This is a genomic window from Ruegeria sp. AF1 (assembly GCF_056542125.1).
In genome coordinates this window covers 109,980-135,195 of sequence record NZ_JBQFZG010000009.1, presented here as the reverse complement: position 1 = coordinate 135,195, position 25,216 = coordinate 109,980, and the positions used below count along the sequence as shown (strand labels likewise).

Annotated in this window: 24 protein-coding genes; 7 read left to right on the top strand and 17 right to left on the bottom strand. The window is 57.9% G+C overall.

Translation table 11 applies throughout. The annotated features are described in order from the left end of the window. Window positions 1-49 precede the first annotated feature (49 nt). On the top strand, window positions 50-460 hold the full coding sequence (locus ACR0BK_RS13695; protein WP_480474118.1) for a nuclear transport factor 2 family protein: 411 nt from the start codon (window positions 50-52) through the stop codon (window positions 458-460). Between the two features lie 4 nt (window positions 461-464). Continuing rightward, window positions 465-1,172 (top strand): SGNH/GDSL hydrolase family protein, encoded by a 708-nt coding sequence (locus ACR0BK_RS13690; protein ID WP_480555052.1) that lies wholly within the window; start codon window positions 465-467, stop codon window positions 1,170-1,172. Here the strand turns inward: ACR0BK_RS13690 and rarD are convergent. The 12 genes from rarD to ACR0BK_RS13630 all read right to left on the bottom strand — a co-directional run bounded on the left by rarD (window position 1,169) and on the right by ACR0BK_RS13630 (window position 14,304). Then, the gene (rarD, locus tag ACR0BK_RS13685; RefSeq protein ID WP_480555051.1) at window positions 1,169-2,074 is read right to left on the bottom strand and encodes an EamA family transporter RarD; all 906 of its coding nucleotides are present in this window, start codon (window positions 2,072-2,074) and stop codon (window positions 1,169-1,171) included. The genes ACR0BK_RS13690 and rarD overlap by 4 nt on opposite strands. A gap of 259 nt (window positions 2,075-2,333) precedes the next feature. Continuing rightward, window positions 2,334-4,787 (bottom strand): GcvT family protein, encoded by a 2,454-nt coding sequence (locus tag ACR0BK_RS13680; protein WP_480555050.1) that lies wholly within the window; start codon window positions 4,785-4,787, stop codon window positions 2,334-2,336. Between the two features lie 89 nt (window positions 4,788-4,876). After that, window positions 4,877-5,851, bottom strand: coding sequence for a GlxA family transcriptional regulator (locus ACR0BK_RS13675; protein ID WP_480555049.1), 975 nt, complete (start codon window positions 5,849-5,851; stop codon window positions 4,877-4,879). Between the two features lie 10 nt (window positions 5,852-5,861). Beyond that, window positions 5,862-6,755 carry a homocysteine S-methyltransferase family protein gene (locus ACR0BK_RS13670; protein ID WP_480484093.1) on the bottom strand — a complete coding sequence of 298 codons (894 nt, stop codon included), beginning with the start codon at window positions 6,753-6,755 and terminating at the stop codon, window positions 5,862-5,864. A gap of 11 nt (window positions 6,756-6,766) precedes the next feature. Beyond that, complete coding sequence (locus ACR0BK_RS13665) at window positions 6,767-7,801, bottom strand: alcohol dehydrogenase catalytic domain-containing protein (RefSeq protein WP_480555067.1); 1,035 nt, start codon at window positions 7,799-7,801, stop codon at window positions 6,767-6,769. Window positions 7,802-7,815: 14 nt separating this feature from the next. Next, window positions 7,816-10,263: a GcvT family protein gene (locus ACR0BK_RS13660; RefSeq protein ID WP_480555048.1), complete on the bottom strand. Its 2,448-nt coding sequence runs from the start codon at window positions 10,261-10,263 to the stop codon at window positions 7,816-7,818. Between the two features lie 15 nt (window positions 10,264-10,278). Beyond that, the gene (locus ACR0BK_RS13655; protein ID WP_480555047.1) at window positions 10,279-10,659 is read right to left on the bottom strand and encodes a GFA family protein; all 381 of its coding nucleotides are present in this window, start codon (window positions 10,657-10,659) and stop codon (window positions 10,279-10,281) included. A gap of 4 nt (window positions 10,660-10,663) precedes the next feature. Next, window positions 10,664-11,287, bottom strand: a complete 624-nt coding sequence (locus ACR0BK_RS13650; protein WP_480555045.1) for a LysE family translocator — start codon at window positions 11,285-11,287, stop codon at window positions 10,664-10,666. After that, window positions 11,287-11,856: a helix-turn-helix domain-containing protein gene (locus ACR0BK_RS13645; RefSeq protein ID WP_480474127.1), complete on the bottom strand. Its 570-nt coding sequence runs from the start codon at window positions 11,854-11,856 to the stop codon at window positions 11,287-11,289. Before ACR0BK_RS13645 ends, ACR0BK_RS13650 begins: the two co-directional genes overlap by 1 nt. 125 nt (window positions 11,857-11,981) lie before the next feature. Beyond that, the gene (locus ACR0BK_RS13640) at window positions 11,982-12,500 is read right to left on the bottom strand and encodes a GNAT family N-acetyltransferase (RefSeq protein WP_480555044.1); all 519 of its coding nucleotides are present in this window, start codon (window positions 12,498-12,500) and stop codon (window positions 11,982-11,984) included. A 100-nt stretch (window positions 12,501-12,600) separates the two neighbouring features. Then, on the bottom strand, window positions 12,601-13,056 hold the full coding sequence (locus ACR0BK_RS13635; protein ID WP_480555042.1) for a GAF domain-containing protein: 456 nt from the start codon (window positions 13,054-13,056) through the stop codon (window positions 12,601-12,603). A 75-nt stretch (window positions 13,057-13,131) separates the two neighbouring features. Continuing rightward, window positions 13,132-14,304 carry an acetyl-CoA C-acyltransferase gene (locus tag ACR0BK_RS13630; RefSeq protein ID WP_480555041.1) on the bottom strand — a complete coding sequence of 391 codons (1,173 nt, stop codon included), beginning with the start codon at window positions 14,302-14,304 and terminating at the stop codon, window positions 13,132-13,134. A 102-nt stretch (window positions 14,305-14,406) separates the two neighbouring features. On the opposite strand from ACR0BK_RS13630, the gene ACR0BK_RS13625 reads away from it, so the two are divergent. The 3 genes from ACR0BK_RS13625 (at window position 14,407) to ACR0BK_RS13615 (ending at window position 17,011) form a co-directional block, all read left to right on the top strand. Continuing rightward, the gene (locus ACR0BK_RS13625; RefSeq protein WP_480555039.1) at window positions 14,407-14,745 is read left to right on the top strand and encodes an STAS domain-containing protein; all 339 of its coding nucleotides are present in this window, start codon (window positions 14,407-14,409) and stop codon (window positions 14,743-14,745) included. Window positions 14,746-14,766: 21 nt separating this feature from the next. Beyond that, complete coding sequence (locus ACR0BK_RS13620; protein WP_480555038.1) at window positions 14,767-15,216, top strand: ATP-binding protein; 450 nt, start codon at window positions 14,767-14,769, stop codon at window positions 15,214-15,216. 217 nt (window positions 15,217-15,433) lie between these two features. Further along, a complete protein-coding gene (locus ACR0BK_RS13615; RefSeq protein WP_480555037.1) occupies window positions 15,434-17,011 on the top strand; it encodes a gamma-glutamyltransferase family protein in 1,578 nt (525 codons plus the stop codon). A 35-nt stretch (window positions 17,012-17,046) separates the two neighbouring features. On the opposite strand, the gene hspQ is transcribed toward ACR0BK_RS13615, so the two are convergent. Beyond that, the gene (hspQ, locus tag ACR0BK_RS13610) at window positions 17,047-17,373 is read right to left on the bottom strand and encodes a heat shock protein HspQ (RefSeq protein WP_209504966.1); all 327 of its coding nucleotides are present in this window, start codon (window positions 17,371-17,373) and stop codon (window positions 17,047-17,049) included. A gap of 80 nt (window positions 17,374-17,453) precedes the next feature. Between hspQ and ACR0BK_RS13605 the strand changes: the two genes are divergently transcribed. Continuing rightward, the gene (locus tag ACR0BK_RS13605) at window positions 17,454-18,335 is read left to right on the top strand and encodes an AEC family transporter (protein WP_480493874.1); all 882 of its coding nucleotides are present in this window, start codon (window positions 17,454-17,456) and stop codon (window positions 18,333-18,335) included. A 61-nt stretch (window positions 18,336-18,396) separates the two neighbouring features. After that, window positions 18,397-18,978, top strand: a complete 582-nt coding sequence (locus ACR0BK_RS13600) for a transglycosylase SLT domain-containing protein (protein WP_480555036.1) — start codon at window positions 18,397-18,399, stop codon at window positions 18,976-18,978. A 15-nt stretch (window positions 18,979-18,993) separates the two neighbouring features. Here the strand turns inward: ACR0BK_RS13600 and ACR0BK_RS13595 are convergent, their stop codons facing one another. From ACR0BK_RS13595 to ACR0BK_RS13580, 4 genes are all read right to left on the bottom strand, one after another. Next, entirely contained in the window at window positions 18,994-19,590 is a 597-nt protein-coding gene (locus tag ACR0BK_RS13595; protein ID WP_480474135.1) for a LolA family protein, read from the bottom strand. Window positions 19,591-19,629: 39 nt separating this feature from the next. Continuing rightward, a complete protein-coding gene (locus ACR0BK_RS13590; RefSeq protein WP_480517832.1) occupies window positions 19,630-22,554 on the bottom strand; it encodes a DNA translocase FtsK in 2,925 nt (974 codons plus the stop codon). 14 nt (window positions 22,555-22,568) lie between these two features. Further along, window positions 22,569-23,750 (bottom strand): aminotransferase class I/II-fold pyridoxal phosphate-dependent enzyme, encoded by a 1,182-nt coding sequence (locus ACR0BK_RS13585; RefSeq protein WP_480555035.1) that lies wholly within the window; start codon window positions 23,748-23,750, stop codon window positions 22,569-22,571. A 108-nt stretch (window positions 23,751-23,858) separates the two neighbouring features. Next, window positions 23,859-25,187 carry an amidase gene (locus ACR0BK_RS13580; protein ID WP_480539611.1) on the bottom strand — a complete coding sequence of 443 codons (1,329 nt, stop codon included), beginning with the start codon at window positions 25,185-25,187 and terminating at the stop codon, window positions 23,859-23,861. Window positions 25,188-25,216: the final 29 nt, after the last annotated feature.

The window sequence follows — 25,216 nt, the reverse complement described above, 5'->3', positions numbered from 1 at the left end:
CTTGCGCGCCCGATCATGTTCGGTGAACTTCTGCGCAGGAGGACAGGACATGCACCCCACAATTGAACGACTGCAAGAGGTTGTCGCCAAGGGCGATGAGGCGCTGATCCACGATCTGCTGGCCGAAGATGTGCAGTTCCTGCCACCAACCTATTACAGCACCTGGACCGGGCGCTCACCTGTGGCTGCCGTTCTTGGTCATGTCGGGCAGGTCTTTTCCGACTTCCGGTATCGCAGGATCATGGGCGCTGGCAACGATTGGGCACTGGAGTTTCAATGCAAGATTGGAGATCTGGACGGCATTGGCGTTGACCTCATTACGCTGAACGAGGATGGTTTGATCCAAATCTTCGAAGTGGCCATGCGCCCCTACAAAACAGTCGGCGCATTACGCGAGGCGATGATGGCGCGCGTGATGACTGACGCTCGTTTTCTGGAATTCAAAAACGCCCTGACGTGACTTGATGATGCGCACTCTGATAGCACCCGACCAGGTTTTACGTGTGCCCTTGTTGCCCATTCTGGCCGCGCAAGCCCTTTTGGTGCGCCGCAATGCCCGACTTTTGCCGGAGCCGACTGGCCCGCGAGCGGGCCGAACAGGGCGTGGCCCCCGCCTGCGTCTGCTGATCACCGGCGACAGCTCGGCGGCCGGAGTGGGCGCGGGAACTCAGGCGCAGGCCTTGTCGGGGCAGCTTGTGGACCGGCTGACCGGACATCATACGGTTGAATGGCAACTTGAGGCCACCACAGGGCACACGACGCTGGACACAATTGACCGCCTGAGGCGCATAAAGGGCGAATTCGATGCGGTGGTCACCGCTTTGGGGGTGAATGACGTCACCCGCGCCGTCTCTTGCCGCACATTTGCGGATCGTCAGGCGCAGCTTATCAACATCCTGACAAAAGACCTGGGGGCGCGTCGCATTATCATCACCGGCGTTCCGCAAATGAACAGGTTTCCGGCCCTGCCACACCCATTGGCCTGGGTGCTTGGCCGTCAGGCTGCGCGGCTGGATAACGCGTTGCAACAGGTTGTTTCCGTCCATTCACACGTGCAACATCTAAGGCTTGATCTGCCCGACGACCCGGCCCTGGCGGCACCGGACGGGTATCACCCAAGCCCCCGGGCCTATGCGCTGTGGGCAGACGCTGCAGCACGCCTGTTGCTTTAGGCCTGAGCCCGCGCCTGCCGGATCATCGGGATCGAGTAAATGACCAAAGCCACCCAGATCAGGGGGAATGCGATCATGCGTCCGGTGTCGATTTTCTCACCAAACAGAGTGATGGCTGTAATGAAAATCATAGTCGGCGCAATGTACTGCAGGATGCCCATGGTCGACAGGCGCACCAGCTTGGCCCCGTTCGCATAGACCAGCAATGGAACCGCCGTGACGATACCTGCGCAGGACAACAGTAGGGTATCAGGCATCGCGACCCCAAAATGGCCTGTGCCTTGCACGCCCAGCCAGGTGACATAAGCCAAGGCCGGGATCAAAAGGATCAGGACCTCAAGCAGAAAACCCTGGTTGGGACCAATTGGAAGGGATCTCTTGAAGAACGCATAGAAACCCCAGCTGACCATCAAACTCAGCGCCGCCCAGGGAAGCCGCCCTGCCTCAAGCACAAGCGCAAGAACGCCCAGCGCGGCAAGCCCCACCGCAAACAATTGGGTCCGCGTCAGGGGCTCACGCAGCAGAGTTGCGCCCAACGCAATACTGAAAAGCGGGTTGATGTAATACCCAAGCGCCGCGTCCAGCGCGTGCCCCGTCGAGATCGCCCAAACATAAATCGCCCAGTTCACGGAAATCAGCGCCGCCGTCAAAGCCGCCATGGCCAGCATCCGGGGATTGCCCAGTGCAGCTTTCAAGTCCCGGGTACGCCCCAGCGCGACCAGAAGCAAACCTGCAACCGGAACAGACCAGATAACCCGATGCGCCACCACCTCAACCGGTCCAATGTGATCCATCGCTTTCATATAAAGCGGCAGAAATCCCCACAGGACATACGCCGTGACAGCCAAAGCCAGACCTTTGGGCGTGTCCGCATTCTGAGGTGGTAAAGGCGTGTCTGTCACGAAGGTTCTCCGGTTGATACCGGTTTCGTTTACGGCAGAACTGAACGGATTGAAAACTCTGAAAACAGTGAAGTGTCACATAACGATTTGTGATAAGTTAGCTGACCGCAGCTGTTGCCGCCAAAATGCGAGGCTCTGCCTCGCGCTCCAGGATATTTAGAGCCAGGTGAAGCAAGGGATCCGCACTTCATCTGGCCCAAAATATCCCGGGGGAGTCGCCCGGCACGGGCGGCGGGGGCAGAGCCCCCAGCCCTGTCTGTCAGACCTTCACCCGTTCGGATTTCGGGTCATACATCGGTTTAAGCGATGCTTCGGCTTTGACCTTCACGCCGCAAACATCGATCTCATAGGTTGAACCCAGAACGTCTGCGGCCTTTTCACCTTCGCACGGTACATAGCCCATTCCGATGGCACCGCCGAGGCTGTGACCGTAGTTGCCGGAACTCAGGTAGCCGACATATTCGCCATCACGCACGATCGGCTCGTTGTGGAACAACAACGGTTCAGGGTCGGTCAGACGGAACTGTACCAGACGCCTTTTGGGGCCGCTTTCTTTTCGTGCAATCACCGCTTCACGCCCGATAAAATCACAACCTTTGTCCACCTTGACGGCAAAGCCAAGACCAGCATCAACCACGTGATCCTCACAGGTGATATCATGGCCGAAATGGCGGAAACCCTTTTCGATCCGGCAGCTGTCCATCATGTGCATACCACACAGCTTCAGCCCCATGTCCTGACCGGCCTCATGCAGCGTCTCGAAGACGTGGCCCGCCATGTCCGAGGAAACATAGATTTCCCACCCAAGCTCACCCACATAGGTCACACGATGAGCGCGGGCGAGGCCCATTCCGATCTCGATTTCCTGCGCGGTGCCAAAGGGGTTGTTCGCGTTTGTGAAATCATTGGGCGAGACTTTTTCCAACAAAGCCCGAGCGTTTGGCCCCATGACAGCGAGAACGCCTTCACCCGCTGTGACATCCGTAATGACCACGTTGAAATTCCCGACATGGCGCATCATCCATGTCTGATCCGCCAAGCGCGTGGCTGCGGGGGTCACGACCAGATAGGTAGTTTCGGTCAGGCGGGTCACGGTGACGTCCGCTTCGATCCCGCCCGTGCGGTTCAAAAACTGCGTATAGACGATCTTGCCGACAGGGACCGAGTAGTCTCCCCCGCCGATGTAGTTCATGAACTTTTCAGCGTCAGGGCCTTCCACGCGAATCTTGCCGAAGGAAGACATGTCATACATGCCCACATTCTCGCGCACGGCTCTGTGCTCGGCAGCGGAATTCTCGAACCAGTTCTGGCGTTTCCAGCTGTACCGGTATTCGCGCTCCTGCCCTTCATTCGCGTACCAATTGGCGCGTTCCCAACCTGCGAGTTCGCCAAAAACGGCGCCTTGTTCTTTCAGGTGATGGTGGAACGGGGTTCGGCGCACACCACGCGCGGTGGCTTTCTGGCGATAGGGATAGTGATCGGCGTAGAGCAGTCCCAACGTTTCCTTTGAGCGTTCAAAAAGGTACTTCTTATTGCCCTGAAACGGCTGCATCCGACCGATATCCACGTCGCCCAGATCAAAGGGCTTTTCACCGGTATCCATCCACTCGGCCAGCGACATGCCCGCGCCACCGGCGGACTGGATACCGATCGAGTTGAACCCGGCCGCGACCCAGACATTGTCCATCTCGGGTGCCAGACCCAGGTGATAGGCGTCGTCGGGAGTAAAGGATTCAGGGCCGTTGAAGAAGGTGTGAATACCCGCCTCGGACAGCATTGGCATCCGGTTGCAGGCCGCTTCGAGGATCGGTTCGAAGTGGTCGAAATCCTCGGGCAGTTGGTCGAACTCGAAGCTGTCTGGAATACCGTTCATGGCCCAGGGTTTGGCATTGGGCTCGAATGCGCCCAGCATCATTTTGCCTGCATCTTCCTTGTAGTAGGCGCATTCATCTGGCACCCGCAGAACCGGCATCTGGCTCAACCCTTCAATGGGTTCAGAGACGATGTAGAAATGTTCGCAGGCATGCAGCGGCACATTCACACCGGCCATCTTGCCTATCTCGCGCCCCCACATTCCCGCGCAATTAACAACCATATCGCAGGCGATATGCCCTTGGGACTGCCCGTCATCACTGACCCAGTCGACACCGGTTGCACGCCGTCCGTGTCGGGAAATCCCGGTCACCTTCACCCGTTCCTTGATCATCCCACCGCGTTGACGCGCACCCTTGGCCAACGCCAAGGCAATATTAGCAGGATCCGCCTGGCCATCGGTCGGCAACCAGACGCCACCTGCCACACCGTCGAGGTTGATATGCTCATATCGCTCTTTGACTTCGGTCGGTGACAGCTCTTCGACCGGCACGCCAAAGGCACGGGCCATTGCCGCATTTCGGTGAAGCTCTTCCAACCGCTCACTGGTCAGGGCGACCGAAACGGATCCAACCTGACGCAGGCCGGTAGCGACACCGGTCTCTTCCTCGAGACCCAGATAGAGCTCTGCGGAATAGCGCGCCAGTTTGGTCATGTTGGAAGACGCGCGCAGTTGCCCGATCAGGCCCGCCGCGTGCCAGGTGGTGCCGCTGGTCAGTTGCTTGCGCTCTAGAAGAACAACATCAGTCCAGCCCTTCTTGGTCAGATGATACGCGACCGAACATCCGATGACGCCGCCACCGATGATGACCACTCGGGCCTTGCTGGGAAGATCAACCATCCTGAAATCTCCGCTGTGTCAGGTTTGGCGTAAACTGCCACGGAAGATCGACAACAAATGCACCAAAAACGTCACAAGATCAGCAGTTTTCACCGATGTGTCGCGGCCCGCTTTTCACGTCGAACGACAAAAGGCGTGACCCCGAAGAAGCTTTTGTAAACAGAGGAAAACCCGTTCGGAAAACCGCAGGCCAATCCGATTTCGCGAACGCTCATAGTGGTGTTCAGAAGCAGGTTATTGGCCTTGGCCAGCCGCATTTCACGATAGAATCCGTTGGGCGTGGTGCCAAAGAAAGTTTTGAACTTACGCTCAAGCGAACGGTTCGACAGTTGCAGCGAATCGACGATCTGATTGATCGGCAGAGGGTCTTCGATATTGGCCTGCATGAGTTTGATGCATTGATCCAGCTTCACATCTCCGGTCGCCGTCAACTTTACCCCAGAGAATGGCTGCATCGAGGCGAAATCCCGGATATTTTCATGCAACATGATGTCCGCCACGGTCATTTTTGCGGGCCCCGAGATATGACGGCCGATCACTGCCAGCGCGATATCTGTTGTCGCCTCCATTCCGGCACAGGTCACAACGGCGCCCTGTTCGGTTGCAATCGACAGTTTGGCTTCAAACCGGGCCCCGCGTTCCCGCAGGAACGAGGCATTCTCCCAGTGGGTTGCCAAGTCGTCTGTACCCTGTTCGTCGATATACCGGCTGGCGGCTTCCGCCAGCAGAAACACCTTGGCATCCCGGAAGGTGTAATCCGACACCACCCGCCCCAAAGACAAGTCCGGGTGATCCGGGTCAGAATTGCCAATCACAAAAAGATAATTCGCCTTGGGCTGCGCCTGCACGCGTTCCGTTTGCACCACCGCGTCGCTGCTGCTGGAGATCGGGCCACCTTTGAGCGACCGATAGGCAAAAGTGAACGGCGGCTTCGGACACACACGATTTGCCAGCCTGAGAACCTCGACCAATGAGGCCAGTTCAAGCAGCACAAATCCGGGTGCGACCAAAATATCGAAATGTTGCTGTATCGCCTGCGGTGATTCAGAAGCAAATTTCCTCATCGCTGTCACCTTAGACGATCTCATGCCCGGCAGTACGCAACCGCTTGGCCAGCGCTTCGATGTGGTCCGGGCCGATCTCGCAGCATCCACCGACAATCGTGGCCCCCTGATCGACCCAACGCATGACGTGATCCGCATAGGCATCGGGACCAAGATCATGGCGTTGATCCAACGCATCCACTGTCGGCGCGTCCTTTAGAAACTCATCCGAAATATGTGTAAAGCCGTTGGCATAGGCACCATAAGGCTTGTTCATGCCGGACAGAATGTCCAGAGCAGCTGGGATCGCTTCGGGGCGCGAACAATTGATCAGCAGCGCATCAGGTGAAAACTCTGCAACCAAGGGCGTGACATACCTGAGCGGTTCGCCGGACCTGAGGCGGCTGCCATCTTCGTCATTGACCGTGAATGACAGCCAGACTGGTTTGCCACATCCGGTCGTTCCACGCAGCGCACCCTCGGCCTCCTGCACCGAAGATACTGTCTCGATCAGAAACAGATCGACGCGCGCAGCCATCAAAGCCACAAGTTCAGCAAACTTTCCCGCCGCATCTGCCGGGTCGGGATTCAGGTCGGGTCGGTAAGATGCAAGAAGCGGCCCCAGAGACCCCGCAATCCGCCCCCCGGTCGAAGTACGAGCACGTTCGGCCTGTGTCAGGGCAGTGTCGATAAGGGCGGGCATCTGGTCCTCCATCCCCACTCGCACTAGGCGTGAACGGTGGACGGCATAGGTATTGGTGGTGGCAACCGTGGCACCACGACGGAAGTAGTCGCCATGCACCGCGCCGACCAGATCAGGGTGGTCGATCATCACACGTGTGGACCATAGTGGCGTCGCCCGGTCTCCGCTGCGTTTGACCAATTCCTGTCCGATTGAACCGTCCAACAGAGTGATCTTTGTCATGTCGTTGCTCCTTAAGGCAGCAGCACGAGTTTACCCGGAAGGGTCTTTGCCTGAAAATCAGCCTGTGCGCGGACGATATCCTTCAACGGGTAGGTTCGGGAAACCAGTGGCTTGATCCGTCCGGTATTCATCAACTCCACTAGGCGGCCAAAGACTTCGGGTGCCTGATGCGTGCAGCCGTGAATGGTGATGTCGCGCAAATAGATGTCCCGCAGATCAGCCTCGACAATCGGGCCGGCGATTGCCCCAGAAACGGCGTAGTGCCCGCCGGGCTTCAGGGCAAGGATCAGCGATGCCCATGCGGGCCCGCCAACAACATCTATAACCGCGTCGAACATATCCTGCGGCGGCAGTTCATCCCGGCCGAATGTGCCCAACGCCCCTTGGGATCTGACGACCTCTGCCTTCTCTGCAGCCGTCACACCCCAAACCGATGCTCCGCGCAGCGCCGCAAGCTGCACCGCCGCCAGACCGACGCCGCCTGACGCGCCAGTGATCAGAACTTTTTGCCCAGACGTCACGCCCGCGCGCGTCAGCAGGTTTTCGGCAGTACCAAAGGCGCAGGGAATGGCCGCAATTTCAACATCAGACAGGGGCGATGCACTTACGTCGTAAAGATCATTTGCTTCAACCAGACAATATTGGGCAAAGGCCCCATCAATCTCTGACCCGAGCGCAATAAAGCCCTGAGGTTTGCCGGGGCGCGGACGTGGAAGGTTGATCGGGCACGTCACACGCTGGCCCTTTTTGAACCCCGTGTTTGGCCCGACTTCTTCAACGATACCGCACAGATCGCCGCCCTGAATGCGGGGAAAGTTCAGTGCGCCGCCCCACCCTCCGGCTTCAATATCCTGATCGACGGCATCCGTCCCGCCGGTGACATCCGATGAATACCAGCCGACCCTTGTGTTGATATCCGTGTTATTGACCCCTGCCGCGGCGACCCGAACAAGCACCTGCCCCGGCCCAGGGGCCGGGACTGGGATATCGTCGCGCCATTCCAGCGCCTCTGTTCCGCCATGGCCGGTCAGATAGACGCCGGACATGGTCGCCAGACGCGTCACGCCCGCAACCGCTCGTTCTCGGGGTCCCAGAGCGGTTGATCCAGCTCTACCACGGCGCGGCATTTCTGACCGTAGATTTCGACCTCAAGTTCAGTTCCGGGGTTGGCAAACTCGGCCCGGATCATGCCCAGCGCGATGGATTTGCCAACGCGGTAGCCCCATGCGCCGGATGTGGTTTCGCCGACGATCTCATCGCCTTGCCAGATACAGGACATATACGGCGCGTCGCAATCGCCCGCATCAACGGTCAGGGTGACGAAGGACTTTTTCACGCCTCGCTGCTTTTCGTTCAGGATTGCAGCCTTGCCCGGGAAGTCCTGTGGTTTGTCGAGCTTGACGAACCGTTCCAACCCGCCTTCAAGCAGGGAATAGTCGGTCGACAGATCGCCCTTCCAGGCGCGGTACCCTTTTTCGATCCGCAGCGAGTTCAGCGCATACATGCCGAAAGGCTTGGCACCGGCATCGATGATCGCGTCGTAGATTGCAGGCATGTGTTCGTTCAGTGCATGCACCTCCCATCCCAGTTCACCGGCAAAGGAAACCCGGATCAGATAGGCGGGTTGGCCGGCGACGGTGGCGGACTGGTGGGTCAGCCATCCCGAAGTCAGATCGGCGTCGGTCATTGACGACAGGATCTCACGCGATTTCGGGCCAGTCACAATCAGCGTGTCGCGCGTGGTGGTGACATCTTCGATTGAGACCCCGGCAGGCATTGCCTTCATCAGGATATCACGATCATGCCATTGCGCAGTCGCCGCCGTGATCATGATGAACGCTTCTTCACCCAGCCGGATGCAGGACATTTCGGTCAGGATGCGGCCACGGTCGTCCGAGACATAGATGAGGTTCATCCGACCGACCTTTGGCAGCCCGCCGGTTGCAAGGCCGCGCAGAGCTTCGGCAGCGCCGTTACCCTTGACCATGAAGCGCGAGAAGCCCGGCAGGTCCAACACGCCACAATGATCGCGCACAGCTTCGCATTCTTCCTTGATCCGCTGTTCCCACGGACCGGACCGACCCCAGGTGTGGGTCGCCTCGAGCGAGGTGTCATCGCCGGGCTGGGCAAACCAGTTGGCGCGTTCCCAGCCGTTATAGGCGCCCATTACGCCACCCAGCGCCTTGACCCTGTCATGCACGGGTGACAGTTTCTTGTCGCGCGCGGCGGGCCATTCATGGTGCGGGAAGTGCATGGCATATTCGTTGCCATAGACTTCCATGCCTTTCTGGTTGCAATAATCCTGATCGGTGTAATCGGTATAGCGGCGCGGATCGACGGCCCACATATCCCATTCGGTCGCGCCATCAACGACCCATTCGGCCAGAACCTTGCCTGCGCCACCGCCCTGCGCGATGCCGAAGGTGAAAGTATGTGCCTCGAACGCGTTTTTCACACCGGGCATCGGGCCGATCAGCGGCAGCCCGTCAGGCGCATAGGGGATCGGCCCGTTGATAACGCGCCCAACACCCGAGGTTGCCATCAGCGGCACCCGTTCCATCGCATCGGTGACGATATCTTCGATGCGGTCCAGATCGTCATTCCACAGCTGAAAGCTGAAATCGTCAGGCATCGGATCGTCTTCGGTCATCCAGTGGCCCTTGCAGTTGGGCTCGTAAGGACCAAGGTTGAAGCCGTTCTTTTCCTGCCGCAGGTAGTAAGAGACATCCACATCACGCAGCAGCGGCAGCTTGGCACCGCTTTGCTTGGTCCATGCTTCGATCTCGGGGATTTCATCGGTCAGCAGGTACTGGTGGCTCATGACCATTGCCGGAACGGTGCGGCCACCGAAGGGCTTGAACCATTCGCCCACACGCTGCGCATAATACCCGGCTGCGTTCACAACATAGTCACAGGCTATATCGCCTTTGTCCGTGTGCACGGTCCAGGTGCCGTCGTCATGCTGTGTCACGCCAGTCGCCGGGCAGAAACGGATGATCTTCTGCCCCATATCGCGCGCGCCCTTGGCCAGCGCCTGCGTCAGCTGCGCCGGATCGATATCACCATCCGTCGGGTCGTAGAGAACACCTTCAAGATCGTGCGTTTCCAGGAAGGGATAGCGCTCTTTCGCTTCTTCCGGAGTCCACATCTCCATGGGAATCCCCTGATACCGGCCCATCGCCATGGCGCGCTCGAACTCCTGCACACGTTCTTTCGAATGCGCCAGTCGGATCGAACCGGTCTGGTGGTAGTTCATCGGATAATCGACTTCTTCACCCAGACGCGCATACAGCTCGGTCGAATAGCGCTGCATGTTCATGATCGCCCATGAGGTCGAAAAGGTCGGAACGTTCCCTGCCGCATGCCAGGTCGACCCGGCAGTCAGCTCGTTCTTTTCCAGCAGAACACAATCGGTCCAGCCCTTCTTGGCCAGATGATATAGCGAGGAAGCCCCCACCACGCCACCGCCGATAATGACCACGCGGGCTTTTGTTGGAAAATCACTCATGCGTTTTGATCCTTGTTACTGTGCCTCTTGAGGCAGATCGTCCGTGATGTCGTAATAATCGCCCTTGTCAGCCACAAAGATGTGCTTTGAGAGCTTTAAACCCGTGGAAGCATCGAGTGCGCCCATGGAGATCGAAATCGTGTCCTCCTGGTTGTGTTGCCAGAAGAGAAACGAGCCACATTTGCTGCAGAACCCCCGTCGGGCGATGTCAGACGCGCGATACCAGCTTAGCGTGTCGCTGGCCGAGAAACTCAGGTTGTCCTGATGGGTTGAGGTCGAAGCCCAGAAATGGCCCGACTGTCTGCGGCACTGTCCGCAATGGCAGACCGAAGGCAGCGACAGGTCTCCGTCAATCGTGAACGCGACCGAGCCGCAAAGGCAGGATCCCTTGTGCATTTGACTACCCCCTTATTGCGGGTGTGGTGCTGGTTCCCAACAACACACCGTAGATGACAAAACAGACCGCCATGATCCGGCGCACCCAGATATTGAACACGGCGCTCAGCGCTGCCCTGCCCATCAAGGCGCCCAGCGCCGTAAAGCCGGTGTAGCTGAGTGTGGTGATGATCAGCGCGGTAGGCATGATAACCCCCATCTGCTGCCAGACCGGGACCTCGGGCTGAACGAACTGCGAAAACGCGGCCAGGTATCCGGCGACGCTTTTGGGATTGATCGTTGCCACTGCCAGCGCGTGCAGATAGACATGTCGCGCCGGACGCTTGGAGGCTGGTGCGGGTTTTGTTGCATTCATCCATCCGCGAATGCCCAACCAGATCAAAAACCCCGCACCAATCAGCTTGGCGACAAAGAACCCGGTCGGCGATGCGGCGATCAGCGCCGTCACACCCAGCGCAGACAGGATCAGAAAGGCGCTGGCTTGCGTGAGAATTGCCAATACGCCCAGCATTGCCTTTGGGAACGGAAGGCTCATCCCGTTCGAGATGCAATTGACCGCATTTGGGCCCGGCGTGGTTACGAAAACCACCCAGAAAAACGCAAATATGGTCCAGGCTTCGAACGACATCAGTAGACCGGCGGGGCGATGACCCAGATGGCCGCAGCGGGCTCGTCGTAAGGGTTGGCCCATTGATAAGGTTCGTGTCGGATCCGAAAACTGTCACCTGGCCCAACCGTGAACGCGCGCGCCCCGATTGTCAGGTCCAACTTGCCCGAGATCATGTATCCGACTTCCTGTGTCGGACGATTGGCCGGTGTCTGCATCTGCGAGTTGGGTTTGAAGGTAGAATGTACCATTTCGAAATCATCGGTCAGATCCGGCGAGAGCAGTTCTTCGATCAACCCTTCCTCGCCCGACCCCATGGGCCGGCGCGAGCCGGCACGCACGACATATCCCTGCTCGTCCGCAGGTGCCGCCGAATGCGCAAACAACATCGACATGGGTACGCCAAGGCATTCGGCGATCTGCCTCAGGTCCGAGATCGACGGCTCAGACATGTCACGTTCGACCTGGCTGAGCCAGCCCACAGACCTGTCCAGCCGGGTTGCGATAGCACTCAGCGTCAATCCACGCGCCTTGCGCAGCGCGCGGATATCTGCACCAAGTGTTGCACTTTGCGGGGCCTGGCTGTTCAAGGGGGCTCCAACTCTCGTGAAAATTTGATCTCGTTTTTCAAGATGTCTCGATTCCGTGAAATTTCCAAGCATTTTTTCACGCAAGCCCGTATTCCGGATTGGCTATGCCCTGACGGTTCGGTCACTCAGCTGATATGGCAAACATATGTATCGGTGGTGGCAGAGGCGCGCTCGTGCCAAAGCGTGAAGCCTGTTTTTTGCAGAACGCGGGCTGAACCCGGATTGTCACGCCCGACCCCGGCAATGAGACGCACGGCAGGCCCAGGCGTCAATGCGTCCTGCAAGCCTTGCAACATCTCGGAGGCGTAGCCATTCCCCCAAGCGGATTCTGCAATCAGATAGCCAACGTGAAGGTTTGGAATTGAATCGGCCTCTGTACTCATGGCCAACACGAATAGGCCAATAAGGTGGTTACCGCGGTTATAGCGCGCAAGCAGAATATCGCTTTCAGCACGTCTGTCATCAATCCAGTTCGAAATATCCCGGCCCTGCAACTGCATCGACGGTGGCAGGTGTTTCAGGACCGCAGGGGTCAGAAGCGCGACAAGATCATCTTCAAGCCGAGCTCGCAATCGCGGATCGGTGAGTTCAACCTTCCAGTTGCGAACCGAAAGGCGCGGAGTTCGGAAATGGCCTGGAACCATGGTTAATCCAATACGTATCGGGCTTTCCGGTTTTATCAGGCCCCGAGCGAAATCGAAAAGAGGAAACCGGTAGACGCACCTTGTACGGACCGAGAATCAATCAGGCTTGTGCGAAGGTCTTTGACAGGATCGCGGACAGGTTATCCGCGTCTTCAATTGAGAACGCATCGGGTTGATTGCTGTCGATGTCGAAAACTGCAATCAACTCGCCCGCTGCGTTCCGCACCGGCAGAACAAGTTCGGACCGGGTTGAACTGGCGCAAGCGATGTGACCCGGAAACGCGTCGACATCCGGCACCAGCTGCACTTCGCCAGTGCGCGCTGCCGCCCCGCAGACGCCGCGCGCGAACGGGATGACCAGACAGCCATGCCCACCCTGGTACGGGCCGATTTTCAGCAATCCCGGTTCTGTCACCCGGTAAAACCCGGTCCAGTCGAAACGGTCGTCAGAATAGTGGACCTCGCAAGCAACGGTGGCCATCAGGGCAACCTGATCGGTTTCGCCTTCGGTCAATGCTGCAATTGTACTGGCCAGCGTACTGTAATCGACGGTCATAGGTCCCGAACCCCTTGGAAAACCCCCGGGGGCTCTGCCCCCGAACCCCCGGAGTATTTCGAAAAAGATGAAGGGTCAAATGCGTTCGATCGCGATAGCTGTTCCTTCACCGCCGCCGATGCAGATTGCAGCAACTCCCCGCTTGAGATTTCGTTTCTCGAGCGCGTTCAACAAGGTGACTATTATACGGGCGCCAGATGCTCCTATAGGATGGCCCAAGGCACAGGCACCGCCATTTACGTTTACCTTGTCGCGCGGCAATCCCATCTCGTGCATGAAAGCCATCGGCACAACTGCGAAGGCTTCATTGACCTCCCACAGGTCGACATCATCCTTGTTCCAACCGATGCGGGACAGGAGCTTTTGCGCCGCCGGAACCGGCGCAGTCGTGAAAAGTCCGGGCGCTTGAGCATGGCTGGCATGTCCCAGAATCCGGCCCCGAACTGTCAGCCCTCGCGCTTCTGCCGTTTCAGCCGATACCAGAACAAGCGCCGCCGCGCCGTCGGATATTGACGAGGAATTGGCGGCGGTCACTGTCCCGTCCTTGCGGAAAGCGGGTTTCAGCGTCGGAATTTTCTCGGGACGGGCAGATTTGGGTTGCTCGTCAGCCACCTGTACAACCTCACCCTTTCGCGTGCGCACTGTGACGGGGACGATCTCGCCCGCGAAAGCACCGCTTTCTTGCGCGGAAAGTGCGTTGGACAAGGATTTCAAGGCATATTCATCCTGCGCTTCGCGGGTGAACTGATACACCTCAGCGCAGTCTTCGGCAAAGGTTCCCATCAGGCGGCCCTTGTCATAGGCGTCTTCCAGCCCGTCAAGGAACATGTGGTCGATCACCTGACCATGACCGATGCGCGCACCGCCCCGCATTTTCGGCAGCAGGTAGGGCGCGTTTGTCATGCTCTCCATACCTCCGGCGACCATTGTATCCGCATAACCCAATGCGATCTGGTCGAAGGCCATCATCGCCGCCTTCATCCCGGAACCACACATCTTGTTCAGCGTGGTGGCGGGAACCTCCTCGCCCAAGCCCGCCGCGAAACCCGCCTGGCGCGCCGGAGCCTGCCCCTGACCTGCGGGCAGGACACATCCCATCAACACCTCGTCAACCGTCTGTGCCCCTGCCTGCTTTAACGCGGCACGAATCGCTGCGCCGCCAAGCTCGGATGCTGCGACACCGTCGAACATGCCCTGAAAACCACCCATTGGCGTTCTGGCAGCACCTGCAATAACAACATCTCTCATCCGGATAATCCTCCTGTCGTCCGGTCCTTGAATACCGAATGGTAAGAATTCGCGTCTAGCGTATTTCTACGACTCATTTTCAAATTGGAGGGCGGCCGGACCATGGGGCTGACCAGCACATCAGACGGTACGACACAGATTATCACCGTTCACTCTGACCGGATCGACGCTGCGATGGCCATTCAGTTCAAAGAAGACATGCGCGCAGAGACCGAGGCCTGCGCTGATCGGGTTATCCTTGACCTTTCAGGTGTCGAGTTCATCGATTCAAGCGGGCTGGGCGCAATCGTGGCCTCCATGAAACAACTGGGGCTGAACCGAAGGCTTGATCTGGCAGGCCCGCAGCCCGTGGTGGAAAAGGTCTTTCGCCTGACGCGCATGGATACCGTGTTCAGGTTGTTTGCGACACTGGATGACGCCCTGTCGAAACCGGACAGGTGACAAGAGCAGGAGTGCGACAACATGGAGCCCATTTGTAACGCGACCTGCCTGGAAGTGAGCTTTCCCGCAGCGGAAACAGAAGCCAGCGCGGGGATTGCGAAACTCAGTGCCGGACTGGCGAAACGAGGGTTGCCGCCGCACAAGGCGGACGACGTCAAGATCGCACTGGCAGAAGCAATCAACAACGTTGTGGAACATGCCTATATGGACGTGGCCCCGGCCGGGGTTCAGGTCACATGCCGGTTGGACAGAAACCGCCTGGACATTCTGATCTCGGACACGGGCCATCCATTGCCCGGCTACGAACCACCAGACGGAACACCAGCACCACTGGGAACCCGCATTCAGGATCTGCCCGAAGGCGGGTTCGGCTGGTTCCTGATTCATCAACTTACCAGCGATATCTGTTATGAGCGTCGCGACGGGTGCAATCGGCTATCCTTGCGATTTAACTTTGACAAGAACGGGTAATCAGCCGCAATTGGCCACAATAACGCCATTTTCGAAACATTGTCGCGCCGCAAATCGCCGCCATACAGTGACTCGTAGCTCAGATAGCTTCCCTCGGCGCCAATTATCACAGCCCCCACCCAGTGAACGGCGCCGAGGATCTCCCCCCAACTTGAATTGACTGGACAACCGGCAATCAGAGAATAGCTTTCCCCTGTTTTAAGGAGAAAGAACCACCATGCGTGATCTGCACAAACCTGGCCGGTCGGAAGTTTTTGCAACGCGGGGGATGTGCGCAACGTCGCACCCGCTGGCCGCCAAGGTGGCAATCGATATTCTTGAGCGCGGCGGCAACGCCATGGACGCAGCGATTGCAGGTGCAGTTCTCCTTGGGATTTGCGAACCGCAGATGACCGGGTTGGGGGGCGATTGTTTCGTTTTGTTCAGCCGTGCGGGCGAAAACCGGATACGCGCATTGAACGGATCGGGTCGCGCGCCGGCCGCCGCGCGGGCGCAGCCCTTGCGAGACAAGGGTCTGTCATCTGTACTGTTGAACGGCCCGGACGCGGTGACTGTTCCCGGTGCCGTGGACGCCTTCTGTCACCTTGCAGAAACCGAAGGACGTTTGGGGCTGGGCGCGATTCTGGAACCCGCAATCTACTATGCCGATGCTGGCGTTCCGGTGGCCCCTCGGGTTGCATTTGACTGGAAAACAGGGGCGACCACATTACAGGGCGCTGCGCGTGATCATTATCTGGTCAATGGGCAAATACCCGCAATCGGGCAGATCTTTCGCGCCCCCGGTCAGGCTGAGGTCTTGCGCAGGATCGCCAGCCAGGGACGAGACGCTTTTTATTCAGGAGACATTGCCGAGGATATGATCCGGGCTCTGTCCGCACTCGGAGGTGTCCACACCGCCGAGGACTTCCACCGCACCAAGTGCACTGAAACGCAGCCCATGCGCGGGGCCTACAAGGGTGTTGATCTGGTCGAACACCCGCCGAACGGCCAAGGTGCAACCGCGATCCTGCTGCTGAACATTCTAAAACAGTTCGATCTGGCCAGTATGGATCCATTTGGAGCAGAACGGGTTCATATCGAGGCTGAAGCCACCAAGCTGGCTTATGACGCGCGCAACCGGTTTATTGCTGATCCCGATCATGTCGCGCGGGCCGAGCGGTTTCTTGATATGGATGTAGCAGTCAGGCTGGCGGCATTGATTGACCCAAAACGCGCAATGCCCGCAGCAGCACCTTTGACGGAAGCCATACACAAAGACACGGTCTATATCACAGTGGTCGACCGCGACCTTATGGCTGTGTCGCTGATCTACTCGATCTTTCATGGCTTTGGGTCAGGGATCGCGTCCGAGAGATACGGCATCTTGCTTCAGAACAGGGGCGCGGGGTTCACGCTTCAGCCGGGTCACCCCAATGAACTGGCTGGTGGCAAGCGCCCGATGCACACGATCATACCGGGGATGTTGACCGAGAATGACCGTGTCACGATGCCATTCGGCGTCATGGGCGGTGCTTATCAACCGACCGGGCACGCGCGTTTCGTTTCGAACCTTAGGGACTTTGGGCTGGAGCTACAGGAAAGCATCAACGCGCCGCGTGCCTTTTTTGATGGAAGTGTCCTGAAACTGGAGCGGGGCTATTCTGAAGAAGTGGCGAAACAATTGTCTGAAATCGGCCACAATATTGAAAATCCGGAAACTCCGCTTGGTGGAGCGCAAGCGATCCGAATCCGAAAAGACGGTGTTTTGGAAGGTGCCAGCGACCCGCGCAAGGATGGGTGCGCCCTTGGATACTGATCAGCGGCAGTACAATGCCGACCGGTTCGCCACACCTAGTTCAGGTGGAAATGCAGAGGGTAAGCACCGTCTTCGAATGGGCCGAACATGTTGGAGATATCCGGGTGTTCAACCGGCTCGCCGGAATAATCTGCAACCAGATTTTGTTCTGAAACATAAGCAACATAGAAGGATTGGTCGTTCTCTGCCAACAGGTGGTAGAACGGCTGTTCTTTCCTTGGACGGCTGTCTTCCGGAATGGCCTGATACCATTCTTCTGTGTTCGAAAACTCTGGGTCCACGTCAAAAATCACCCCTCGAAAAGGGTGTTTCTTGTGACGGACCACCTGGCCCAATCCGTATTTCGCGCGTGTCTTTAACATTGTTTCAGCCCCCACCGCATTTACTAACGGTTTTTGGCCCGAAATGCCAATCATTGATGTGAAATTCAGGGAAACAGTCTGTGAACCTAATACTGACAGTGTTCGAAATCGTGGCCCCGGTTTTTCTCTTGGCAGCCATTGGCTTTACCTGGGTCAAACTGGGGTTCGAATACCGGCTGCAATTTGTGACACGCTTTGCAACGACGCTGGCAATGCCCAGTCTGATCTTTGTTGCGCTCATGCAAACCGACATCCCGGGCGGAGATTTGTCGCGTTTCACATCCGCGACCCTGGTCGCAAATCTTCTGCTGGCAGGGGTGTTCTGGTTGCTGGTTCGCGTCTTGAAACTGGATCAGCGCACGTACCTGTCACCGCTGATTTTCGGCAATACCGGCAATCTTGGCTTGCCGCTATGTATCTTTGCGTTCGGACAGATTGGCTTGGGTTACGCAGTCATCTTTCTGTCTGTAACTGCGCTGTTTTCTTTCACTTATGGAATATACCTAGTCGCCGGAAAAGGCGCATGGGGACAAGTCTTGCGCCAGCCGATGGCGTGGGCGACCATTCTGGGTGCAGTGTTTTTGTGGCAAGGGTGGCAAACTCCGACATTTCTAACCAACACGTTAGAGCTTTTGGGGCAAATGGCTGTTCCGCTGATGTTGGTCACGGTCGGTGTGGCAATCGCCCGCCTGACCTCGCGCAGTCTGGGGCAAGCACTCTGGTTGTCAGTCCTGAAACTTATCGTCTGCTTTGCGTTGGGCTGGGGGATTGGAGTGTTGTTTGATCTGGACACTGTCGCCTTTGGCGTTCTGGTCCTGCAAATTTGTACGCCGGTCGCTGTGACCTCATATTTGCTGGCAGAACGATTTGAGGCCGATTCCGATGCCGTTGCCGGCATGGTCATGGTGTCCACTGTGCTTTCCGTGGCGGCGTTACCCGTAATTCTTGCCATTGTTTTGTAGCGATTGTGATTTCCTCAGAGCTCAATCTACGCTAGAATAAACAAAAAAAGGCATGAGGCACATGAGCAGAATTCTTATCGTACTCTTCGGGGTGCTGCTTTTGGCATCCTGTGGCGGCGGGTCAAAACAACCGCCCAGCAAACTGAACGACGCATGCAGTATTGCGCTCGAGCGACCGGATTTTATCAAGGCTTTCAAAAGCACCGAGCAGAAATGGGGTGTTCCGGTTCACGTTCAGATGGCCACGATTTATCAGGAAAGCCGATATCGCCACGATGCACGTACCCCACACCGTTACGTGCTGGGCGTGATCCCGATGGGGCGGCAAAGCAGCGCCTATGGGTTCAGCCAAGCACTGGACGGCACCTGGGATCAATATCAGCGCGAAACCGGCAAGCGTCGGGCCAAGCGGGATCGCATCCGCGACGCGTCGGACTTCATCGGCTGGTATATGAACAAAAGCTATGAGCGCAACGGCATCCACCCCGGCGACACACGCAATCAATACCTGGCCTATCACGAAGGCCACACGGGGTACGCACGCGGCACCCACAACAGCAAATCATGGTTGTTGAGCGTGGCCAATGACGTGGACGCACGCGCGCAACTGTATCAGGCGCAATTAGCGAACTGCCGGTACTGAGTCATACTCAACGGGTCAGCGATTGACTGACCCGCGTCTTTCCTTGTTCGAAAAAAGGCCCTGATCCAGGTCATCGCTTTCCGTCAGCGCGCCCAGAAGAACTGTGGTCTGACTGCCCGCGTTGTCATGGATCACCCATTTGCGAAGCTCGACCGGGTTATCGGTGAACATCAATTCAATCCGGCCTGCTTCAGGGTTCTTGGGGTCTTGTGCAGTGACCACTGTGGCCGTGCCGTCAAAGCTGTGGCCGACAACCATATTGGCCTGATCAAGATTCACATTGCGCGCCAGCACAATGGATAGCGGCGTGCGCTTCAGCGGGTATTGCTCGGGCGGCTGGTTCGATTTGGGATCAAAGATCTGTACACTGCCCGAGCGCGCCAGCACCACAGCGCTGTTGGGCGGGTCATATTCGAACCGCATCTTGCCCGGGCGCTGCATCCACAGCTGCCCGGTGCTCAACGAGCCATCATCATTCACCTGCGTGAACGTTGTCTGAACCGTTTTCAATCCGTTCAGGTAACTTGAGATTTGCGAAAGCGGCAGTTTTTCCGCCGCCCAGGCGGCTGGTGCAGCCAGTGTCAAAGCAAGGGCAAAAGCAATCTGTTTCATGCCGTACAGATAGGCTGTCTGCCCTTGTTATTAAATATCCTATTGCTCGGGGACGAGGATTTCGCGTTTCCCGACATGATTTGCTGACGAAACAACACCTTCCTCTTCCATCTGCTCAACAAGCCGCGCCGCCTTGTTGTACCCGATGGCGAGTTTCCGCTGAATGTAAGAGGTCGAGCATTTGCGATCCTTGATCACAATTGCCACCGCCTGATCGTACAGCGCGTCTTCTCCGTTCGTGTTGCCACCTGTATTCAACCCCAGAACGGCGTCAATGTTGTCGACCTTGTCCTCGGCCGGTCCATCCAGAACGCTGCCCACGTAATCGGGCGGGCCGAATTGTTTGAGGTGGTTGACGATTTCCTCGACCTCTTCATCCGACACAAACGGCCCGTGGCATCGGGTGATCTTGGCGCCACCGGCCATGTAAAGCATGTCGCCCTGCCCCAGCAGCTGCTCGGCGCCCATCTCGCCCAAAATGGTACGGCTGTCGATTTTTGAGGTCACCTGGAACGAAATCCGCGTCGGGAAGTTGGCTTTGATCGTGCCGGTGATCACGTCAACAGACGGGCGCTGTGTTGCCATGATCAGGTGAATGCCCGAGGCTCGCGCCATTTGTGCCAGACGCTGGATACACGCTTCGATCTCCTTGCCCGCGACCATCATCAGATCGGCCATCTCATCAACAATGACGACGATATAGGGCATCGCTTCGGGCGCGAATTGTTCCGTCTCGAATGTTGGTTCACCGGTTTCATCGTCAAACCCGGTCTGCACCGTGCGGCTGAACAACTCGCCCTTGGCCAGCGCATCCTTCACACGGCCATTGTAGCCAGCGATGTTGCGCACGCCCATCTTGGACATCTTGCGATAGCGGTCTTCCATTTCGCCCACGACCCATTTCAGGGCCACGACCGCTTTCTTCGGATCGGTCACAACGGGCGACAGCAGATGCGGGATGCCATCGTAAACCGACAGTTCCAGCATCTTGGGGTCGATCATGATAAGGCGGCATTCATCCGGCGTCAGCTTGTAAAGCAGCGACAGGATCATCGTGTTGATCGCCACCGACTTGCCCGAACCCGTGGTCCCGGCGATTAGCAGGTGAGGCATCTTGGCCAGGTTCGCCACCACGGACGCGCCGCCGATATCCTTGCCCAGCGCCAACGGCAGCGCCTGATTGCCATCGCCGAAATCGCGGCTGGCGAGGATTTCGCGTAGAACCACCATTTCCCGGTTTTCATTGGGCAACTCGATCCCGATCACCGAACGGCCGGGCAGTGTCGAAACACGTGCCGAAAGGGCCGACATCGAGCGCGCAATATCGTCTGCCAAACCGATCACACGGCTCGCCTTAAGGCCCGGAGCGGGCTCCAGCTCGTACATGGTCACGACCGGGCCGGGGCGTACGCTGACGATCTCACCCTTGACGCCGTAATCGTCCAGAACGTTTTCCAGCATCCGCGCGTTTTCTTCCAAGGCCTCATCGCTCAGGTGATGGCGCTGGATATTTGCGGGGTTGGACAATAAGCCCAGAGGCGGCAGTTCAAAATCAGAGTGTCGTTCCTCGAAGGACAATGCCGGTTGCGCTTCGGCCTGCGCACGACGGGACGGCAACGGTGTCCGGCGCACGGGCTGCGCCACCACAGGCTTCCGCGGTTCAGCCACTGGGATCTTCATCGCCTGACGCGGTTGCGGCATGGCATCGGCGACATCCTCGAAAACCGATTCATCATCGATATCCAACTCGGACGCGTAGTCGTATTGTTCCGTCCCGGCCTCATAACCCATCAAAGCAAGCTCTGGTGCCTCTGGCGTGTCACCAGTGGACACCTGCGGCTCGGGGCGCAGACCATACGCCGTCACCGGCGGTTCCGGGGGCAATTCGGACAAGGTATGCTGGTTCAGGATCAGCGGATCGGGACGGCGTCCACGACCTTTGGTCAACGGCAGGCTGGGATCTGGCTCGGGTGTCATTTCGCCCACAGCAACCTTGCGATTTCGCACGGCGGCCGAGATTTTGGAGCGGATGCGATCTTCGCCGGGCATGTCGTCAAAGCCCGCGATCGGTTCCGGGTCCACCAGCTCGGGTTCGGGCATTGGATCGGGGCGACGGATAAGCGACGGCATTCGCGCCAACAGGCCCGATTTGACCGGAGGTTCAGGGCGTCCCAATTCAGGTTCTTCAAAAACAGGGTCGGCATAGACCAGTTCGTCGTCAAACATCGCCTCGACCGCTTCAGCCCGAGCAAGCTTGCGTTCTTCCCACTGCGCCCGGCGATCCCGTGCCGCTTGCGCGGCCGAAGCCGCACCGCGCCCCATCAGCGTCATCAGCATGTCATAAGACATCACAAGGCCCAGGATGAAGGCCCGGAAGCCACGTTTCACGTCGGCCTTGGTGAAGCCCAGCACAAAAACACCCAGCGCGGTCATACCGACGGCCATGGCCAGAGACATCAGTTTGACCAGAAAATGCGAGGAGATCGGCAACAGCGTCAGCAACGCGCCCATGACCGTGTCGCCAAACAAACCGCCCAAACCGTAGCTATGCGTTGCACGCCACTCGGCACCGGGAACAAGGGTTGCGGCATAGACCGAGGCTACAGCGATCCAGATCGGGGCAAAGATCAGGCGGGCAATGGCCCGGTCTTCACCGAAATGGCCCGCAAAACGCAGACCCCATCCAGCCAAAACAAGCGCGATGCCCCAGCTTCCCCAGCCCACGATCATGAACAAGGGGGCTGCAATAGACGCGCCCACCCGTCCCATCCAGTTCTGCACCGGTGCATCGGTCGAAACCATCCAGTTGGGATCATCGGGCGTATAGGACCAGATCATCGCAGCCGCGGCCAAGCCCAACAGGATCAGCGCGATACCGATCAGTTCCTTACTGCGTCGCTCCAGGGCTGCCTGTGTTGTGCTGTCCAGCAATGGGTCGCGGTTTCGCGCATTATATGATGCCATTTTGCCCTCGTACCTCACGTATAGATGCAGTCGCGGAGTGTGATCAGACCACGCTGCAACTCTGTTTTTGGCGCTACCAATGCAACCCGGATAAAGCCTTCGCCCGGGTTATTTCCCGGATCGCCTTGTGAAAGATATGCGCCAGGAAGAACCCGAACCCCGGTTTCCTTCCAAACCTTCAATGCCGCGTCCTCACCATTCTCGACCGGCAACCACAGAAAGAACCCGGCCTCTGGCGACATGTAACCTTGCACGCCCGCAAACACCTCATCAGCAATGGCGTATTTCTCCTGATAGAGCGCGCGGTTTTGCTCGACATGTATCTCATCCGCCCAGACGCGCGCGGCGGCGGCTTGCAAGGGCAAAGGCAGTGGGGACCCGGCATAGGTGCGCAGCTTTTTCACCTGACTGATGGACTTTGGTCCACCTGCAATCAGGCCCGAGCGCAAACCGGCAAGGTTCGAGCGTTTGGACAGGGAATTAAACAGCGTGATCCGTTCGGGATCAGTCCCCAGTTCCTGCGCGACGGTCAGAACCCCCGTCGGGGCTTGGTCACGGTAAATCTCAGAATAGCACTCGTCGGCAAAGATCCGGAAATCATAAGCCTCGGCCAGACGGATCAGGTCAGCCCAATAGTCGCGCGACGCAACTGCACCCTGCGGGTTGGCCGGGGAACAGACATAAGCCACCGCAGTTCGGTTCAGCACATCTTCGGACAGGCTGGAATAATCCGGCAGATGACCTGTCGCAGCGGTTGCAGGGACAAAATAAGGTTGCGCACCCACCGAAATCGACGCGACCATGTAGACCTGATAAAATGGGTTCGGGCACAGGATGATCGGTTGTTTGCCATTCTTCTGTTCCGGGCACAGCGCCATGGCCGCATTATACAGCCCCTCACGTGTGCCGTTCAGCGCCATGACGTTGGTGTCAGGGTCCATTTCGACCCCATAGCGCCGCTTGATCCAGCCCGTGATTGCACCGCGCAGGTCTTCCGAGCCTTCGTTCGGCGGATAGCCCTGAAACCCGGCCGCGTTTTCCATGATGACATCCGTCACCCAGGCCGGAAAGTCATGCGTGGGTGCGCCAATCGTCATATGAACGACGTTACCGCCCGGTTGATGGTGATCCAACAGGGCGCGCAAACGCGGGAATGCATATTCCGGTAGGTTCGAAAACCGCTCGGGGAAATCCATATTACTGCCTCAATATCGGGGTCATTTGCGCCCCGTTTTTTTGGAAGATTACAGCCCGCATACCTCTTCGTCCAGACAAAGAGGTTCCGAATCAGTGGATTGTGGCATTCAAGCCAATGCCGATTCTGCCGCTGACCCCAACCGCAACAGGGCCTCTTCCGAGTTCGGATACCCCATCATCATCAGCCCGCAACCGGGCGTTCCGGTGGGCAGGGTCAGCGCCGCAAGCCCCATCAGGTTGCCGATCCGCGTGTTGCGAAGGGCCAGCAGGTTTTCAGTCACGTAATAGTCGTGATCGGTCATCAACCGGTCCAGATTGGGTGGCAGATTGGGAACGGTTGGCGCAAGAACGGCATCGAACCCGGCGGTGGCGGTATCCCATGCCGCGCGACAGGCTTCCAGCTTCGACCACGCAGCGACGTAGTCCGGACCGGATACGTCTTTTCCAGCCCGGAACCGTTCCAGTATCGGAGGATACATTACATCAGGATTCGCTTCGATCACATCTCGCCACAGTCCGTACGATTCGGTGGGATCGACAACACTAGACAGGGACATTGCGTTGTGAAGTTCGGGAACCTCAAGAGGAATAACCTTTGCGCCTGCGTCTCGAAGTCGTTCCAAACCAACCTCATAAGCGACTCGCGGTACATCGCGCAAATCGTCTTTAACCACGTTTTGCAAATCTGCAAAACGGCGGCCTTTCAAGTTTGCACCTCGCAGATCGGCAGGCGTTCCGCCCTCAAGCAAAGCCAGCATATGTGCTGCGTCTTCAACTGAGCGCGCCAAAGGGCCCACCGTGTCAAACCGAAGGCGCAGAGGTACAACCCCTTCCAAACTTATCCGCCCGGCGGTGGTTTTTAGTCCAACCAAATTGTTCCAAGCCGATGGGATGCGTACTGACCCAGCAGTATCGGACCCGATACCCCCAGCTGCCAAACCCCACGCAACCGAAGCCGCCGCGCCTGAAGATGAACCGCCAGGCACGGCGTCCTCATCGTCAATGCAAGGCGGCGTACCAGTGATCGGGTTCAATCCAAGGCCGGAAAAGGCCAGCTCGCTCATATGCGTCTTACCCAGACAGACCGTTCCCATCTGGGTTGCGTTGCGTACCACAAGTGCATCCGCGTCCGGCACCCGGTCTTTCAAAAGCGCCGACCCGGCCTCGGTCGCGGTACCAGCGGTGTCGAACAAGTCTTTCCAACTGATCGGAACCCCATCGAGCAACGACCGCCGCAATCCCATCTTCGCGCGTTGCTGCGCGGCTTCGGCCTCGGCGCGGGCGCGGTCATGGGTGACGCGGGCATAGATGCGGTCGCGGTGCGGATGGGCGTCTATTGCAGACAGGTAGGTTTCCGTCAATTCAACCGGATCGATCTGGCCCATCCCAATTCCACGGCCCAAATCACACGCCGTCATGGTCAACCAATCCTGCATCCCGCCCCCTCCTGCTTTTTGGCTTGAAA